This window comes from Phenylobacterium sp. (assembly GCF_028290885.1).
Classification (GTDB): domain Bacteria; phylum Pseudomonadota; class Alphaproteobacteria; order Caulobacterales; family Caulobacteraceae; genus Phenylobacterium.
Map to the genome: position 1 here is coordinate 1 of NZ_JAQGIZ010000235.1, position 14,437 is coordinate 14,437.

The window sequence follows — 14,437 nt, forward strand, 5'->3', positions numbered from 1 at the left end:
CCGCGCCCGCTAGCCGGATCGGGCCTGGGGAGGCGAGCATGGCGAGCAAACTCACCCGCTGGATCGTGGCGCTGGCGATCTCGGGCCTGATGATGGCCCTGGTCCTGGCCGGCGCTGCGAAGGCGCAGGATGCGGTCGGCGACTGGCGCGGGACCCTGTCCAAAGCGACCGCCGAACTACACGTCGGCCTGGAGATCACCGCCAAGCCCGGCGGCGGCTACCAGGGACGGCTGATCAGTCCCGACCAGAGCCCCGCCTGGCTGCCCCTCGACAGCGTGACCCTGGAGAACGGTCACCTGGTGTTCTCCGGGGCGCGGCTCAACGGCCGTTACGAAGGCTGGTGGGACGACGCGCAATCGGCCTTCGTGGGCGAGTGGACGCAGGGCGAAAGGCTGCCGCTGGTGCTGACCAGGGGCAAGGCCGAGCCGCGGGCGCGCCCGCAGACGCCGAAGCCGCCGTTCCCCTATCGCGCCGAGGAGGTGGGTTTCGGCAGCGCGCCGGGCGTGCGCCTGGCCGGCACGCTCACCCTGCCGAAGGGACGCGGTCCCTTCCCGGCCGCCGTGCTGATCACCGGCTCCGGCGCCCAGGACCGCGACGAGAGCATCATGGGCCACAAGCCGTTCGCCGTGCTGGCCGACGCCCTGACGCGGCGCGGGATCGCCGTGCTGCGGACCGACGACCGCGGCTTCGCCAAGTCCACCGGGGACTTCGCCAAGGCGACCAGCGAGGACTTCGCCGCCGACACCGAAGCCGCCGTGGCCTACCTGCGCGGGCGGCCGGAGATCGACGGCAAGCGGATCGGCCTGATCGGGCACTCGGAGGGCGGCATGATCGCCCCGATGGTCGCCGTGGCCGATCCGCGCGTGGCCTTCGTGGTGATGCTGGCCGGACCCGGCGTGCCCAGCCGCGAACTGATGACCGCGCAGCGCGAGGCCGTCGCGAGGTCCGCGGGCGCGCCACCCGAGACGGTTGCCCGCAACGAGGCGATCATGGGCCGCGTCGAGACGGCGATGGCGCAGGCCAAGGACTGGGACCAGGCGCAGGCCGACGCCGCCAAGGTGCTGACAGACGCCGGCATGCCCGCCGCCGGCGCGGCGACGACCGTCAAGCAGCTGAGCTCGCCTTGGTTCAAGTGGGTCATCGCCGATGACCCGCGGCCGACGTTGCGGAAGGTGCACGCCCCGGTGCTGGCGATCGACGGCGACAAGGACGTGCAGGTGGTCTCGAAGCAGAACCTGCCCGCGATCCGCGAGGCGCTGAAGGACAACCCGGACGCGGAGGTCTTGGAGCTTCCGGGCCTCAACCACCTCTTCCAGACCGCCACCACCGGCGCCCCCTCCGAGTACGCGCGGATCGAAGAGACCATGTCGCCGGCGGCGCTCGACCTGGTCACCGGCTGGGTGGTCAAGCACACCCGGCGCTGAAGAAGCTTGGCGGTGGCGCGAGATGCCGGCTAGCTAGGCCGATGCGCATCCCCGCCCTGGCCGTCGCGGCCGCCCTCGCCCTTCCCGCAGCCGCCCTCCCCGCAGCCGGCCGGGCCGCCCCCGCCGACCTGGTGATCTGGGGCGGCCCGATCTACACGGCGGTGGACGCCAAGCCCAAGGTCCAGGCGGTGGCGGTCTCCCATGGGCGGATCGCCTTCGCGGGCGCAAGGGCCGGCGCCAAGGCGCTGGTGGGGCCAAAGACCAAGGTCGTGGACCTGAAGGGCGCGGCGCTCTTCCCCGGCTTCACCGACAGCCACGCCCATCTGCGCGAAATCGGCGAGCGGGAGCTGACGCTCAATCTGGAAGGCTCGAAGTCGGCGGCGGAGGTCACCGCGCGGCTGAAGGCCTATCTCGCCAAGCATCCTCCGGCCGGCCTGGTGGTCGGTGGGGGCTGGATCGAGACCGGCTGGCCGGAGGGCCGCTTCCTTGACCGCGCCGACCTCGACGCCGTCGCGCCGACGACGCCGGTGCTGCTGCAGCGGGCCGACGGCCACGCGCTGACCGCCAATTCCGCCGCACTGAAGGCCGCCGGGATCGACGAGACCACCGCCGCGCCGGCCGGAGGGCAGATCCTGAAGGGCCCCGACGGCAAGCCCACCGGCATGCTGGTGGACAACGCCATGGGCCTGGTGGAGCGCCTGCGGACCGCGCCTACGCGCGACCAGAAGCTGGCCGCCTACCGCGCGGCCTTCCGGGTCGAGACCGCCTACGGCTGGACCGGCGTCCATTTCATGAGCGTCGACTGGGCCGATGTGCCGCTGCTGGAGGAGATGGGCAAGAACCACGAGGCGAGCTTGCGGGTCTACAACGCCGTCTCCGGCCAGCAGGCCGCACCGCTGTTCGCCAGCGGCCCGCGCGCCACCGCTGACGGGCGGATCACCACCCGGGCGATCAAGCTGTTCATGGACGGCGCGCTCGGCTCACGCGGTGCGGCGCTGTTCGAGCCCTATTCCGACGCGCCCGGGCTCAAGGGGACGTTCATCACCGACCCTGCGGTCATGCGGCCACTGATGGCCAAGGCGCTGGCCTCCGGCATCCAGGTCTCCACCCACGCCATCGGCGACCGGGGCAATGCGACCGCGCTTGATCTCTACGAAGAGGCGTTCAAGGCCAACCCGGCGGCGGGCAAGGCCGCGCGCTGGCGGATCGAGCACGCCCAGATCCTGCGGCCCGTGGACATCCCGCGCTTCCACGCCGACGCGGTGATCGCGTCGATGCAGCCCAGCCACGCCATCGGCGACTTCCACTTCGCCCCGGCCCGCCTGGGCAAGGACCGCCTGAAGGGGGCCTACGCCTGGAAGAGCCTGCTGGATTCAGGGGCGGTGGTGGTGGGCGGCTCGGACGCCCCGGTGGAGCGCGGCGCGCCCCTGATCGAGTTCTACGCCGCGGTGGCGCGCAAGGACCTGCAGGGGTTCTCCAACGCCGACTGGCATCCAGAGGAGCGGCTCAGCCGCGCCGAGGCGCTGAAGCTGTTCACCTCATCGGCCGCCTATGCCCGCTTTGCCGAGAAGGACCTCGGTACGATCAGCGTCGGCAAGCGCGCCGACCTCAGCGGCTTTTCCGTCGACCTGATGACCGCGCCCGAGGCGGCGATCCCCAAGGGCCATGCGGTCCTGACCGTCGTCGACGGCCAGGTGCTCTACGACAACCGCTGAGGTCGCTGCGAGGGCTCGCTACTCGTCGTCGCCGTCGGCGATGTCGGCGATGCCGCCGGACATCGGCTCACCGAAAGCTGTGCGGACGACCTTGCCCTTGTCCTTCTGGTGCGGGTGGGCTTGCTGCGGTTCTTGCGAGTCCGCGGCAGGATCGGTCTTGTTCGGATCGTTCGGGTCAGCCATGGGAAATGCTCTCAGGTTGGACCAAGGACACCGACACGCGCCCCGGCCGGGAGGAGTTACCCTATGGGCTGTCGTCCGCACATTCAACTTGCGGAAAACTTACAGCGTCAAGAAAGACGCCGAAGCACCGCCTGCGTGATCCGTTCGCAGCGGGCGCCCAGGAACGGGTAGGCGCCGACCATCACGTCGGCGAGCTGGGCGTCGAGGGTCTCGCGCAGCCGCCGCCGCGCGCGGTGCAGGCGGGTCTTCACGGTCTCGACCTTTAGGTCCAGGTGGCGGGCGGTTTCCTCGGCGCTGAGCTCCTCGATCTCGCGCAGGATGAACACCAGCCGGAAGGGCTCCGGCAGGGCGTCGACCGCGCGCTCCAGGATGCGGCGGATCTGGGCGCGGGCGGCGTCGGCCTCGGGGTCGTCGCTCCTGGCCATGCCCGGGAAGTCGAGAACCTGCGCGCCTGTCTGGGCGGTTTCCAATTCGTCCAGCTCGACCATGGTCCGGCGGCGGCGCAGGCGCCCATGGGCCTCGTTGAGCACGATGCGCGTCAACCAGGTGGCGATCCCCGCTTCGCCGCGGAAGCCCGCGATGGCGGCAAAGGCGCGGACATAGGCCTCCTGCAGCACGTCCTCGGCTTCCGCCTCGTCGCGGACCACGGCGCGGGCGATGCGGAACAGGCGTTGGTTGCAGCGGGTCATGATGGCGCGGAAGGCCTCTCGGTCACCGGCCTTAGCCTTGGCGACCAGATCGGCCTCCGGCAGGCCGGCGTAATCGAGAGCATGGACGGCGCGCATAATGGCTCCTGTTTAATCCCGTTGGATGCAGCCGGGGCCGGCAAGTTCCCGGGAACCCCCGCCGGTCGGCGTCATCCAATGACGCGAACCGCCGCGTTCGGCGGAAGATCGGGAGCAAAAACCATGCTGAAGGCTATCGGATTCGCAGCCGCCGCCGCCCTGTTCGCGTCCAGCGCCTATGCCCAGGCGACAAAGCCCAACGACGCCCAGATCGCCCACATCGCCCACACCGCCGACAACCTCGACATCGCCGCGGCCAAGCAGGCGCTCGCCAAGTCGAAGGACAAGGCGGTGCGCGACTTCGCCCAGGAGATGGTCCGCGACCACACCGCGGTGAACGACCAGGCGCTGGCCCTGGTCAAGAAGCTGGGCGTCACTCCGCAGGACAATCCCACCAGCCAGTCCCTGTCCAAGGACGCGGCCGCCAAGCTCGCCAGCCTGGGCAAGCTGAACGGCAAGGCGTTCGACAAGGCCTATATCCAGAACGAGGTGGCCTATCACAAGACGGTCAACGGCGCGCTCGCCTCGACCCTAATCCCCGACGCCCAGAACGCCGAACTGAAGAGCCTGCTGCAGACCGGGCTGACGCTGTTCAAGGAACATCAGGCGCACGCCGAACAGCTGGCGACGAGCCTGAAATAGGGCGGGTTCCGATGAAGGCGCCACATCTGTGGCTCGCGGCGCTGGCCGCGGCGGCGCTCGCCGCCGTTCCGGTTTCGGCGCCAGCCGCCAACGCCCCCAAGGCCAGGCCTCCCGCCGTCTACACGGTGACGCTGCAGCAGTTGAAGTTTGGCCCGGTTCCGGCGGGCCTGCGCGTCGGCGACAGCATCGAATGGGTGAACAAGGACATCTTCCTCCATTCGGCGACCGCCAGGGACAAGAGCTTCGACGTCGAGCTGAAACCCGGCGCGCGCGTCCGCACGGTGCTGACCAAGGCCGGCGCCATCCCGTTTTCCTGCCGTTACCATCCGAACATGACCGGGACGCTGGTGGTGGCGAAATAGGCCCGCTAAGGCTCGCGCCGAGTTTGCGAGGAAGGGCGCCGGATGGCGGGCGGCTGGTTGATCGGGGTGCTGCTGGAGGTCGCCGGCGAACCCGCGCCCCTGCGCCACTACTTCGCGGTCGGCCACGAGGAGCAGGCGAAGTCCGAATGGACCGCCATCGACTGGGCCGGCCGCGCCGGCCGCGTGGCCTCCAGCCCGGTCGGCGGCCAGGAGCCCGTGCAGGCGATCCGCGCGCTCACCCCGGCCAGGATGAAGATGCTGGGCCTGGCGCAGGGCGAAGTCCGCGAACTCGGCTGGCGCCATCCGCGCCGGTGGCTGACGGGTTAGTAGCCTACCGCGTCCATTGCGCCAGCCAGTCGGCCAGGGCCTGGGGGGTCATGTGGCGGGCGTCCTGCAAGGCGGAGACATGCCCGCCGTCGAGCAGCTTGTCGGTCTTGGGATCGACCACCAGCAGGGCCGGCACGCCTTCCAGGCGCTCGGTGATGCCGTAGTGGGCGGGGATCTGCAGGTTCTTGTCGAAGTGGCCGACATCGACCAGCACGGTCTCGTAGTGGCGATCCACGAAGGCCCTGAGGTCGGGCCGGTCGACGGTAGCGGTCAGGATCCGGCAGTCGCCGCACCAGTTGCCGCCTAAGTCGATCAGCAGGAGCTTGCCGGAGGCCTTGGCGCGCGCCTTGGCCTTGGCCACCGCCGCGTCGGCGTCGGCCGCTTCGTCGTAGGGGTAGGGCAAGGGGGTTTTCAGCTGGGCGAAGCTTGTGATGCCGACCTTCGGGGCTGCCGCCGGGGCGGCGGCGGCCGGGGCGGCGAGGGCGAGGGTCAGCAGGGCGGCGGCCAGGACGATGCGGATCATGCGCCTTAAGGAGGGAAACCTTCGCCGTATTGCAAGCTCTGCCGTTCAGGCGCTGTTGTAGCAGGCCGCAGCCCGATGGAGACCCGCATGAGCCTTGCCGTCCCCACGATCGCCGTCGCCCTGTCGCTCCTAGCCAGTGCGGCCGACGCCCAACTGGCCCCCGGCGCCGCCCCCGTGATCGCCGTCATCTCGCGGATGACCGACGCCGTGAACCGCGGCGACCTGCCGACCGTATTCGCCGCCTTCACCCCCAGCCCGACAATCGTCGAGGACCTGGCCCCGTACCGCTGGCAGGGGCCGGGCACGCCGCAGGCCTGGATCGAGGGCATGGGCGCCAACGCCCAGGCCCACGGGATCACCACCATCAACATGAGGCTCGCCCCGCCGACCCGCATCGACGTCAGCAGCGACCGCGCCTACGCCATCGTGCCGGGGCAGTTGAGCTACACCCTGAAGGACGGCCATTCGGAACACGCCGACGGACTGATCACCGTGCTGCTGCAGCAGGTCGGCGCCGACTGGAAGATCGATACCCTGATCTGGAGTGGCCCGCAGGCCACGCGGTAGGCCGTTCCGCAGGGCGCGTCGCGGGCTGATCTGCGACACTTGGCTCGGGCGCCAGGCGCGACCTCCGTAGTGATACCTAGTTCTCCCGGGCGGCCTGCGCCGTTAGCCTGGCGGAAAGCGGGAGGTGGTAACCACGTCCTGACATAGCTCGCGGGACCTGGATCCATGCCCGAAGCGGCCCTCGCCGCCTCTGCGAAGCTCTATCGGCCAAAGCTCGCCACCACCCTGGCGGAGGGCTACGGCCTCGCGGACCTGCGGCACGACGCCATCGCCGGCCTGACGGTGGCCATCGTCGCCCTGCCGCTCTCCATGGCCATCGCGGTCGCCTCCGGCGTCTCGCCCGACCGCGGCCTGTTCGCCGCCATCGTGGGCGGATTCCTGGTGTCGGCCCTGGGCGGCAGCCGCTTCCAGGTCGGCGGTCCGGCCGGCGCATTCATCGTGCTGGTGGCCGCGACCGTCGCCAAGTTCGGCGTCGACGGCCTGATGCTGACGGTCATGCTCTCCGGCCTGATGCTGACGCTGCTGGGCGCGCTGCGCCTCGGCGGGCTGATCCGGCACATCCCGCACGCCGTGACGGTCGGCTTCACCGCCGGCATCGCGCTCACCATCCTGGCGAGCCAGATGAAGGACCTGTTCGGCCTGCGGCTCGCCGGCGCCGAGCCCGGGGCGGTGGTCCCGAAGATCGCGGCCCTGGCGCATGCCTGGCCCAGCGCCAGCCCGGCCGCCTTCGGCCTGGGCCTGGGGGTGATCGCCATCGCCGCGGGCGTCCGGCGCGCGAAGCCGCTCTGGCCTGCCATGCTGATCGCGGTGACGGCGGCCTCGATCGCAGCCAGCCTACTGCACCTGCCGCTGGACACCATCGGTAGCCGGTTCGGCGGGATCCCGCACGGCCTGCCTGCGCCACACCTCCCGACGGTGACGGCGCAGAAGCTGCTGGCGGTGCTGCCGGCCGCGCTCTCCTTCACCCTGCTGGGCGGGATCGAATCCCTGCTCTCCGCCGTCGTCGCCGATGGCATGACCGGCCGCCGCCACCGGTCGAACATGGAGCTGGTCGCCCAGGGCCTTGCCAATATCGCCTCGGCCCTGTTCGGCGGGGTCAGCGTGACGGGGACGATCGCGCGCACGGCGACCAATGTGCGGGCCGGCGCCCGCAGTCCGGTGGCCGGCATGCTGCACGCGGTCTTCCTGCTGGCCTTCATGGTCGTGGCGGCGCCGCTTGCGAGCTATGTGCCACTCTCGGCCCTGGCCGGGGTGCTGGTGCTGGTCGCCTGGAATATGGCCGAGAAGCCGGCCATCGCGCAGCTCCTGCGCGACCCTCGCACCGGCTCCGTGCTGCTGACCACCTTCGGCCTGACTGTGGCCCGCGACCTGACGACCGGCATCGCCTGCGGCTGCGCACTCGCGGCGGCCCTGTGGGGGTTCGAAACCTGGCGCAACCACAGAAGCTTGTCGCCTTTCGCATGAGCGGAATTGAAGCGTTCGCGTACCAGGGTTAGTCTAACGCGGGTGTTTCATTTCTCCTTTTGCATGGGGGCTCGCATGCGCAAACTCTCCTCTTCCGCCGCCGTCGCCGCCGGGCTCGCCGCCCTCCTCTGCGCCCAGCCCGCCTTCGCGCAATACGGAATGGACAAGAAGGGGCCGAAAAACGCCGCCACGCCGGAATTGCCGCACTGCGACCACGTCCTGGGCCGCGCCGCGATCAAGGAGCCGGAGGTCAAGTGGTGGACCCAGTACGGCCTTAGCAGCCCCGAAACCCTTCTGAAGCTGTTCGCCTCCCGCTCGGGCTGCCTGCGGATCGTCGACCGCAACGGCGGCCTGGCGATGCGCAACGAGGAAGCGGCGCTCGGGACCGGCGGCGACCTGCGCCGTGGCTCCAACATCGGCAAGGGCCAGGTGGCCGGCGCCGACTTCTTCATCGTCCCGGACCTCGCCAACTCCAACTCGAACTCCGGCGGCAGCAACATCGGGGCGGTGGCGGGGGCCTTCGGTTCGCGGCTCGGCGGCTTCGGCGCGCTGGCCGGCAGCCTGCGCACCAAGAAGTCCGAGGCCCAGGCGCTGATCACCCTGGTCGACGCGCGCACTACCGAGCAGCTCTATGTCGCCGAGGGCGTGTCGCAGAAGACCGACATCTCCTTCGGCGCGGGCGGCGGCAGCTACGGCTGGAGCGGCTTCGCGGCGGCGGCCGGCGGCGGCTATGGCAACACCGACCAGGGCAAGGTGATCTCCGCGGCCTACTTCAACGCCTTCGCCGACCTCGTCGGCTACCTGCAGCACAATTCGCCCACCGGCGAGCAGGCGAGCAAGGCGGCCGGCATCCAAGGCTACAGCGTCAAGCAGCCGGTGGTGCTGCGCAAATCCCCGTCGCCGCAATCGGCGCAGGTGCGCAGCTTCAATCCCGGCGACATGGTCTTCCCGACCGGCCAGAAGAACGGCATCTGGTGGGAGGTCGACGACGAGAACGGCAATCGCGGCTGGATCTCCTCGGCGATGATCAGCACCCACTAGGACAGGTCAGCGAGCCAAGTCAGCCGGGAAACGTTCCGGGCCCGGCCTGCACAGGCGCAGTGTTGTCGCGGCGAATAGTGATTCGCCGGGCGGTTTGTCCTGCCCGCGACGCGACGGTCGCGATTCTGGGGCCAAAGGTCGCAGTCAGATATTGAAGCGTCGGCAACCCGACGTTCTCAGAAGCCAGGAAATCGCCATGATTTCCACGGTTCTCCGCAGTCTTTTCTGGCTATTACCATTTCTGTTGCCGGAAGTGTCGAGTACTCGACAGTCTTTGCCGATCTGCATCGATAACTTGAAACCCAAGCCGCACCACGGCGTTTCGATTCCCCGATGCAAAGGCCCCTCCCCACGGTGCAGAACCGACTGATCGACTCCTTGCCCGCCGAAGACATGGGGCTGATCGGCGCGCAGCTCACGTTGATCGACCTGGAGCGCGGGCGGCTGCTCTACGATCCCGGCGACCGGATCGACACCATCTACTTCCCCCACGACGGGGTGATCTCGCTGATGACCTTGATGGAGAACGGCGCCGCCATCGAAAGCGCCACCATCGGCCGCGAGGGCGCCCTGGGGCTGATGGCGGCGGTGGCGCCGCGCCAGTCGCTGTCGCGCGCCATCGTCCAGACCCCCACCCGCGCCGCCCGGATCAGCGCCGGCCATCTGCACGAGGCCTGGGAGAAGAGCCCGCGCATCCGCGACCTGGTGGACCGCCACACCGAGGCCCTGTTCGGCCATGCCATCCAGTCGGTGGCCTGCAACGCCCTGCACTCGGTGGAGGCGCGGTTCTGCCGCTGGCTGCTGACCTGCCACGACCGCATCTCCACCAACACCGTGGCCCTGACCCAGGAGTTCCTGGCCGACATGCTGGGCGTGCAGCGCACCACCGTGACGGCCGTCGCCAGGGCGCTGCAGGAGAAAGGCGCCATCCGCTATCGCCGCGGCGTCGTGGACATCATCGACCGCACGGTGCTCGAGCAGCTGGGCTGCGAATGCTACGGCGTCATCCGCCGGACCTACGAGCGGCTGCTGCCCGAGGAGAGCCCCTTGCCTTCCCCGTTCACGGGGAAGGGGGACCGCTCGCCGTAGAGCGAGCGGTGGAAGGGGCGTGTTCAAGCTCCGCATCCAGTCTCGCCCCCACCACCATCGGCTCGGAGTCTGTCGTCGGGCCGACCTTTGGTCGGTCCCCGGGGGCCCATGGTCCCCGCTCCCCCGCTACGCGTGGGAGGTAAGGCTTGCGCAGGATCAAAATTCCCCGTTTCTTGACGCACACGGCAGGATTGAACCTGCCATCTCCCTTCCGCGCATCTCGAGAGACACCGATGATCCCCGCTCGCCGAAATATCCTGCTTGCCGCCGCGGCCGTCGCGGCGTTGGGCGTCACGCCGGCGCTGGGCGCGCCGAAGGCGCACAAGGGCGCGACCGCCGCAACGCCGCCGGCCGCCGAGGCGCCGGTTGCGGCGGCCGACCTCGCCTCGCCTAAATACGGGACGTGGGGCTTCGACACGTCGGGCATGGACACCTCGGTGAAGCCCGGCGACGACTTCTTCGCCTACGCCAACGGCAAGTGGGCGGCCCGCACCGAGATCCCATCGGACCGCACCCGCTTCGGTAACTTCGACAAGCTTTCGGTGCTCTCGGAAGCCCGGGTCCACGCCATCGCCATGGACGCCGCGGCCGGCAAGCTGACGGACCCCGACGGGGCCAAGATCGGGGCCGCCTACGCCTCCTTCATGAACAAGGCGCTGGCCGACAAGCAGAGCGCCAAGCCGATCGCGCCGGAGCTGGCGCAGGTCCGCGCCGCCAAGACCAAGGACGACTTCACGGCCCTGATGGGCAAGTCCAACACCTCCGGCTTCACCAGCATCCTGCCGGTGGGCATCAGCATCGACGCCAAGAGTCCGCAGAAGTACACGGTGATGGCCGGAACCGGCGGCCTGGGCCTGCCCGACCGCGACTACTACCTGCAGGCCGCCTTCGCCGCGAAGAAGGCCAAGTACCAGGCCTATGTGCAGCAGATGCTGACCCTGGCGGGCTGGGCGAAGCCGGCCGAGAACGCCAAGGCGATCGTCGATTTCGAGACCAAGCTGGCTGAGGCCTCCTGGACCCGGGTCGAGCGGCGCGACCGCGACAAGACCTACAATCCCGCGACCCCGGCCGAGCTCAACGCCATGACGCCGGGGGTCGACTGGAACCGCTACCTCGCCGCCAATGAGCTGCCGGGCGTGCAGCGGGTGGTGGTGACCACCAACACCGCCTTCCCGAAGTTCGCCAAGATCTATGCCGACACCCCGCTCGACACCCTGAAGGCGTGGCAGGCCTTCCACGTGGCGGACTCGGCGGCGCCCTACCTGTCCAAGCCGTTCGTCGACGCGCACTTCGAGTTCCGCAACAAGGAGCTGGCCGGCCAGCCGGAGCAGCAGCCGCGCTGGAAGCGTGGGGTGGCCTTCACCAACACGGCGATCGGCGAGTCCGTGGGCCGCGTCTACGTCGCCCGCTACTTCCCGCCGGAGGCCAAAGCCAAGATGGACGCCCTGGTGGGCGACATCCACACCGCGCTGCAGGCGCGCATCGAGAAGCTCAACTGGATGGGCGACGAGACCAAGGCCAAGGCGCTGGAGAAGCTCTCCAAGTTCACCGTCAAGATCGCCTACACGGCCAAGTGGCGCGACTATTCCAAGCTCGTGCTGAAGCGCGACGACCTCTACGGCAACGCCCAGCGGGCGGGCGTCTTCGAGTGGCGCCGCGAAGTGGCGCGCCTGAACGGCCCGGTCGACAAGTCCGAGTGGGGCATGACGCCCCAGACGGTCAACGCCTACTACAACCCGGTGAACAACGAGATCGTGTTCCCGGCCGCGATCCTCGCCCCGCCGTTCTTCGATCCGAACGCCGACCCTGCGATCAACTACGGCGGCATTGGCGGGGTGATCGGCCACGAGATCAGCCACGGCTTCGACGACCAGGGCCGCAAGTCGAACGGCGACGGGGTGCTGACCGACTGGTGGACCGCCGAGGACGCGACGAAGTTCAAGGTCCAGACCGACCGCCTGGGCGCGCAGTACTCGGCCTTCGAGCCCCTGCCCGGCGCGCATGTGATCGGCGGCCTGACCATGGGCGAGAACATCGGCGACATGGGCGGCCTATCCCTGGCGCTCGACGCCTACCACGCCTCGCTGCACGGCAAGCCGGCGCCGATCGTCGACGGCCTGACCGGAGACCAGCGGGTGTTCCTGGGCTGGGCGCAGGTGTGGCGCGAGAAAATCCGCGACGAGACGCTGCGCCAGCAGCTGGTCACCAACCCGCACTCGCCGGCGATCTATCGGGTCAACGGGACGATCCGCAACATCGAGGGCTGGTACTCGGCCTTCGACGTCCAGCCCGGCGAGAAGCTCTATGTGCCGCCGGAGCAGCGGGTGAGGATCTGGTGAGGGTGTCTACGCCCATCCCTCCTCTTTAGGGGAGGGTGGGCGAGGCGAAGCCTCGGACGGGTGGGGGTCTGTGGGCCAAGGTGAGAGTCTGACGCTTGAACGCGACTCCCCCACCCTGGCCGGCTTCGCCGGCCTGTCCCTCCCCTAAAGAGGAGGGATGATTCTTAGATCCCCTCGGCGACGCCGAGGAAGCCCTGGCCCTCGGGCGCGCGGTGGCGGTTGGCGACCATGCGCTGATGCAGCTCGACGATCCGGCGGCTACCGGCCTTCTGGAAGGCGGACGGGAAGAGGCCATGCAGCAGGCAGGCCGCGGCGCCGACGAACATGGTCCCCGCGAAGCCCCAGGCGGAGCCCATGTGCTGCAGGTAGGTCTCACCCACCGTCTCGGGGTGGTCGGTGAACGCGCGAAGCATGGCTATCGGTCCCTGGAAGCAGCTTGCGGTCATGATGGCGCAAGGCGGGGGAAAATCATTGTCGCGTTTGGCCTCAGGGCGAACCGACCTAGAATGTGGTTCCAATCGAAAGCCACAATATAGAATGACCTTCTACATTCCGAGTTTATTACTCAGGCGTTAATCCGCGAAATGGCTTCGGCGAGGATCGGCCGCTGGCCCTTGTGGATCTTCCAGAGCGCGGTGGGCGCGTCGAAATAGCCCGCCCGGTCGACCTCCGGAAAGCTGGCGCGCCGACCGGAGCGCGGCGGCCACTCGATCTCGAACTCATTGCTCTTCAGCGCCGTCAGGTCGAGGTCGGCTTCCACCAGCCAGGCGAGGACCAGCTTGCCGCCGCTCGTGAGGCATGGCGTCAGCGGCGCCGGTTCGCCTTCAAGAAATGGGGTGATCGGCTGGCCGAGCTCCTCGGCGAACTCCCGCTGCGCCGCGGCCCAGCTCGCCTCGCCGTCGTCCACCAGTCCCTTGGGGATCGACCAGCCGGCCTCGTCCTTCTTCGCCCAGTAGGGACCGCCCGGATGCGCCAGCAGGAACTCCGGACCGGCGTCGCGCCGGCGGTAGGCGAGCACCCCGGCGCTGGTCTCGCGCGCCACGGCTCAGCGGCCCGGCGGGTCGGCGGCGGACGCGACGACGGCGCGCGGACCGTCGGCGGCGGGGCCAGGCGGCCGCGGCTTCAGGCCGATCATCTGCCGACGCTGGTCGTAGAGCACGGAGTAAGCGTAGTAGGGCGCGACGCCGGCATAGATCACCACGCCGAACACGCGGGCCTCCTGGCGGTAGGTGAGGCGCGTGCCCTGGTCGCGCAGGCCGACGGTCATGGCGGCGCGGGCGGCGAGCGCGCCGGTGGCGTCGAACAACTCAAGCACCGCCTGGCTGCCATCCGGCCAGGGCGGGCCCTCCAGGCGGCCGTTGGCGACGGAAAGGCCCTGTGCGCCGGTGTCCAGCAGCACGACCCCGCAGGCACGGCTCCCTGTGGCCGGGTTGCTGAGGCAGCCGGGCGCCGCGTCGTGCAGGCCGCCGCCGCGCTGGTGGGCGTAGGGCGTGGCGAGCGGCGCCATGGCGTAGCCTTGGCTCTCCGCCTCGCTGGGATTGAGGATCAGCCGGCCGTCGCCCTCGCCCGGCCGCGGCAGCTCGACGATCCAGCGCCGCACGCCCAGCGACAGCAGCGGATTGCCGACCCGGCCCGGAGCCATGTCGATCCCGAGGATCGCCTTGAAGCCCTCCCCCGGCAGGCCGTCGCTGGCGATGCCGTATTGGGGAAGCGTGGTGCGCGAGGCCGGGCAGTGCGGCAGGTAGGGGTAGCAGCCGATGGACCTGATCAGGTGGACGGGTGCGGTCCCCTTCGCCTCCCCCATGGCGAGCGCGGCCTCGCCCACCACGCCCTCGTAGCGCGAGCCGGAGGCGTAGCCGTAGCTCTCCGGCTCGGCGCTCGCCGTGGCGTCGGCGGGGCCCAGCGCGCCCGGCAGGATGCGCAGGCCCGTGGAGCCGGTGTCGAGGCTGACCAGCATGGCGGTGCGGCCGATGCTG

General features: G+C 69.8%; 16 protein-coding genes. 10 read left to right on the forward strand and 6 right to left on the reverse strand.

All coding sequences use genetic code 11. The features are described from left to right. Positions 1-38 precede the first annotated feature (38 nt). Both JWP28_RS15490 and JWP28_RS15495 read left to right on the forward strand, forming a co-directional pair. Positions 39-1,424 (forward strand): alpha/beta hydrolase, encoded by a 1,386-nt coding sequence (locus JWP28_RS15490; RefSeq protein ID WP_299544267.1) that lies wholly within the window; start codon positions 39-41, stop codon positions 1,422-1,424. Between the two features lie 41 nt (positions 1,425-1,465). Then, complete coding sequence (locus JWP28_RS15495) at positions 1,466-3,139, forward strand: amidohydrolase (RefSeq protein WP_299544269.1); 1,674 nt, start codon at positions 1,466-1,468, stop codon at positions 3,137-3,139. Between the two features lie 18 nt (positions 3,140-3,157). Here JWP28_RS15495 and JWP28_RS15500 read toward each other — a convergent pair whose 3' ends face one another. Together JWP28_RS15500 and JWP28_RS15505 are read right to left on the reverse strand one after the other, a co-directional pair. After that, positions 3,158-3,322, reverse strand: coding sequence for a hypothetical protein (locus JWP28_RS15500; protein ID WP_299544271.1), 165 nt, complete (start codon positions 3,320-3,322; stop codon positions 3,158-3,160). A gap of 107 nt (positions 3,323-3,429) precedes the next feature. After that, positions 3,430-4,107 carry an RNA polymerase sigma factor gene (locus JWP28_RS15505; protein WP_299544273.1) on the reverse strand — a complete coding sequence of 226 codons (678 nt, stop codon included), beginning with the start codon at positions 4,105-4,107 and terminating at the stop codon, positions 3,430-3,432. Positions 4,108-4,230: 123 nt separating this feature from the next. Between JWP28_RS15505 and JWP28_RS15510 the strand changes: the two genes are divergently transcribed. The 3 genes from JWP28_RS15510 to JWP28_RS15520 are packed head-to-tail and all read left to right on the forward strand — an operon-like array spanning position 4,231 to position 5,438. Further along, positions 4,231-4,749 (forward strand): DUF4142 domain-containing protein, encoded by a 519-nt coding sequence (locus JWP28_RS15510; RefSeq protein ID WP_299544276.1) that lies wholly within the window; start codon positions 4,231-4,233, stop codon positions 4,747-4,749. A gap of 11 nt (positions 4,750-4,760) precedes the next feature. Beyond that, positions 4,761-5,111: a cupredoxin domain-containing protein gene (locus JWP28_RS15515; RefSeq protein ID WP_299544278.1), complete on the forward strand. Its 351-nt coding sequence runs from the start codon at positions 4,761-4,763 to the stop codon at positions 5,109-5,111. A gap of 42 nt (positions 5,112-5,153) precedes the next feature. Then, entirely contained in the window at positions 5,154-5,438 is a 285-nt protein-coding gene (locus JWP28_RS15520; protein WP_299544280.1) for a hypothetical protein, read from the forward strand. 4 nt (positions 5,439-5,442) lie between these two features. Here JWP28_RS15520 and JWP28_RS15525 read toward each other — a convergent pair whose 3' ends face one another. Next, entirely contained in the window at positions 5,443-5,961 is a 519-nt protein-coding gene (locus JWP28_RS15525) for a thioredoxin family protein (protein ID WP_299544281.1), read from the reverse strand. Positions 5,962-6,048: 87 nt separating this feature from the next. Between JWP28_RS15525 and JWP28_RS15530 the strand changes: the two genes are divergently transcribed. From JWP28_RS15530 to JWP28_RS15550, 5 genes are all read left to right on the forward strand, one after another. Further along, the gene (locus JWP28_RS15530; RefSeq protein ID WP_299544282.1) at positions 6,049-6,528 is read left to right on the forward strand and encodes a DUF4440 domain-containing protein; all 480 of its coding nucleotides are present in this window, start codon (positions 6,049-6,051) and stop codon (positions 6,526-6,528) included. 165 nt (positions 6,529-6,693) lie between these two features. Beyond that, positions 6,694-7,992 (forward strand): SulP family inorganic anion transporter, encoded by a 1,299-nt coding sequence (locus tag JWP28_RS15535; RefSeq protein ID WP_299544284.1) that lies wholly within the window; start codon positions 6,694-6,696, stop codon positions 7,990-7,992. 75 nt (positions 7,993-8,067) lie between these two features. Then, positions 8,068-9,033, forward strand: coding sequence for an SH3 domain-containing protein (locus JWP28_RS15540; RefSeq protein WP_299544286.1), 966 nt, complete (start codon positions 8,068-8,070; stop codon positions 9,031-9,033). 333 nt (positions 9,034-9,366) lie between these two features. After that, positions 9,367-10,122, forward strand: a complete 756-nt coding sequence (locus tag JWP28_RS15545) for a Crp/Fnr family transcriptional regulator (protein ID WP_299544288.1) — start codon at positions 9,367-9,369, stop codon at positions 10,120-10,122. 233 nt (positions 10,123-10,355) lie between these two features. Next, positions 10,356-12,461 carry a M13-type metalloendopeptidase gene (locus JWP28_RS15550; RefSeq protein WP_299544289.1) on the forward strand — a complete coding sequence of 702 codons (2,106 nt, stop codon included), beginning with the start codon at positions 10,356-10,358 and terminating at the stop codon, positions 12,459-12,461. Positions 12,462-12,625: 164 nt separating this feature from the next. Here JWP28_RS15550 and JWP28_RS15555 read toward each other — a convergent pair whose 3' ends face one another. The 3 genes from JWP28_RS15555 to JWP28_RS15565 form a co-directional block, all read right to left on the reverse strand. After that, entirely contained in the window at positions 12,626-12,874 is a 249-nt protein-coding gene (locus tag JWP28_RS15555) for a DUF6356 family protein (protein WP_299544291.1), read from the reverse strand. 152 nt (positions 12,875-13,026) lie between these two features. Next, positions 13,027-13,503: an NUDIX domain-containing protein gene (locus JWP28_RS15560; RefSeq protein ID WP_299544292.1), complete on the reverse strand. Its 477-nt coding sequence runs from the start codon at positions 13,501-13,503 to the stop codon at positions 13,027-13,029. Between the two features lie 3 nt (positions 13,504-13,506). Continuing rightward, a partial coding sequence (locus JWP28_RS15565; RefSeq protein WP_299544293.1) for a hypothetical protein occupies positions 13,507-14,437 on the reverse strand: 931 nt, incomplete at its 5' end.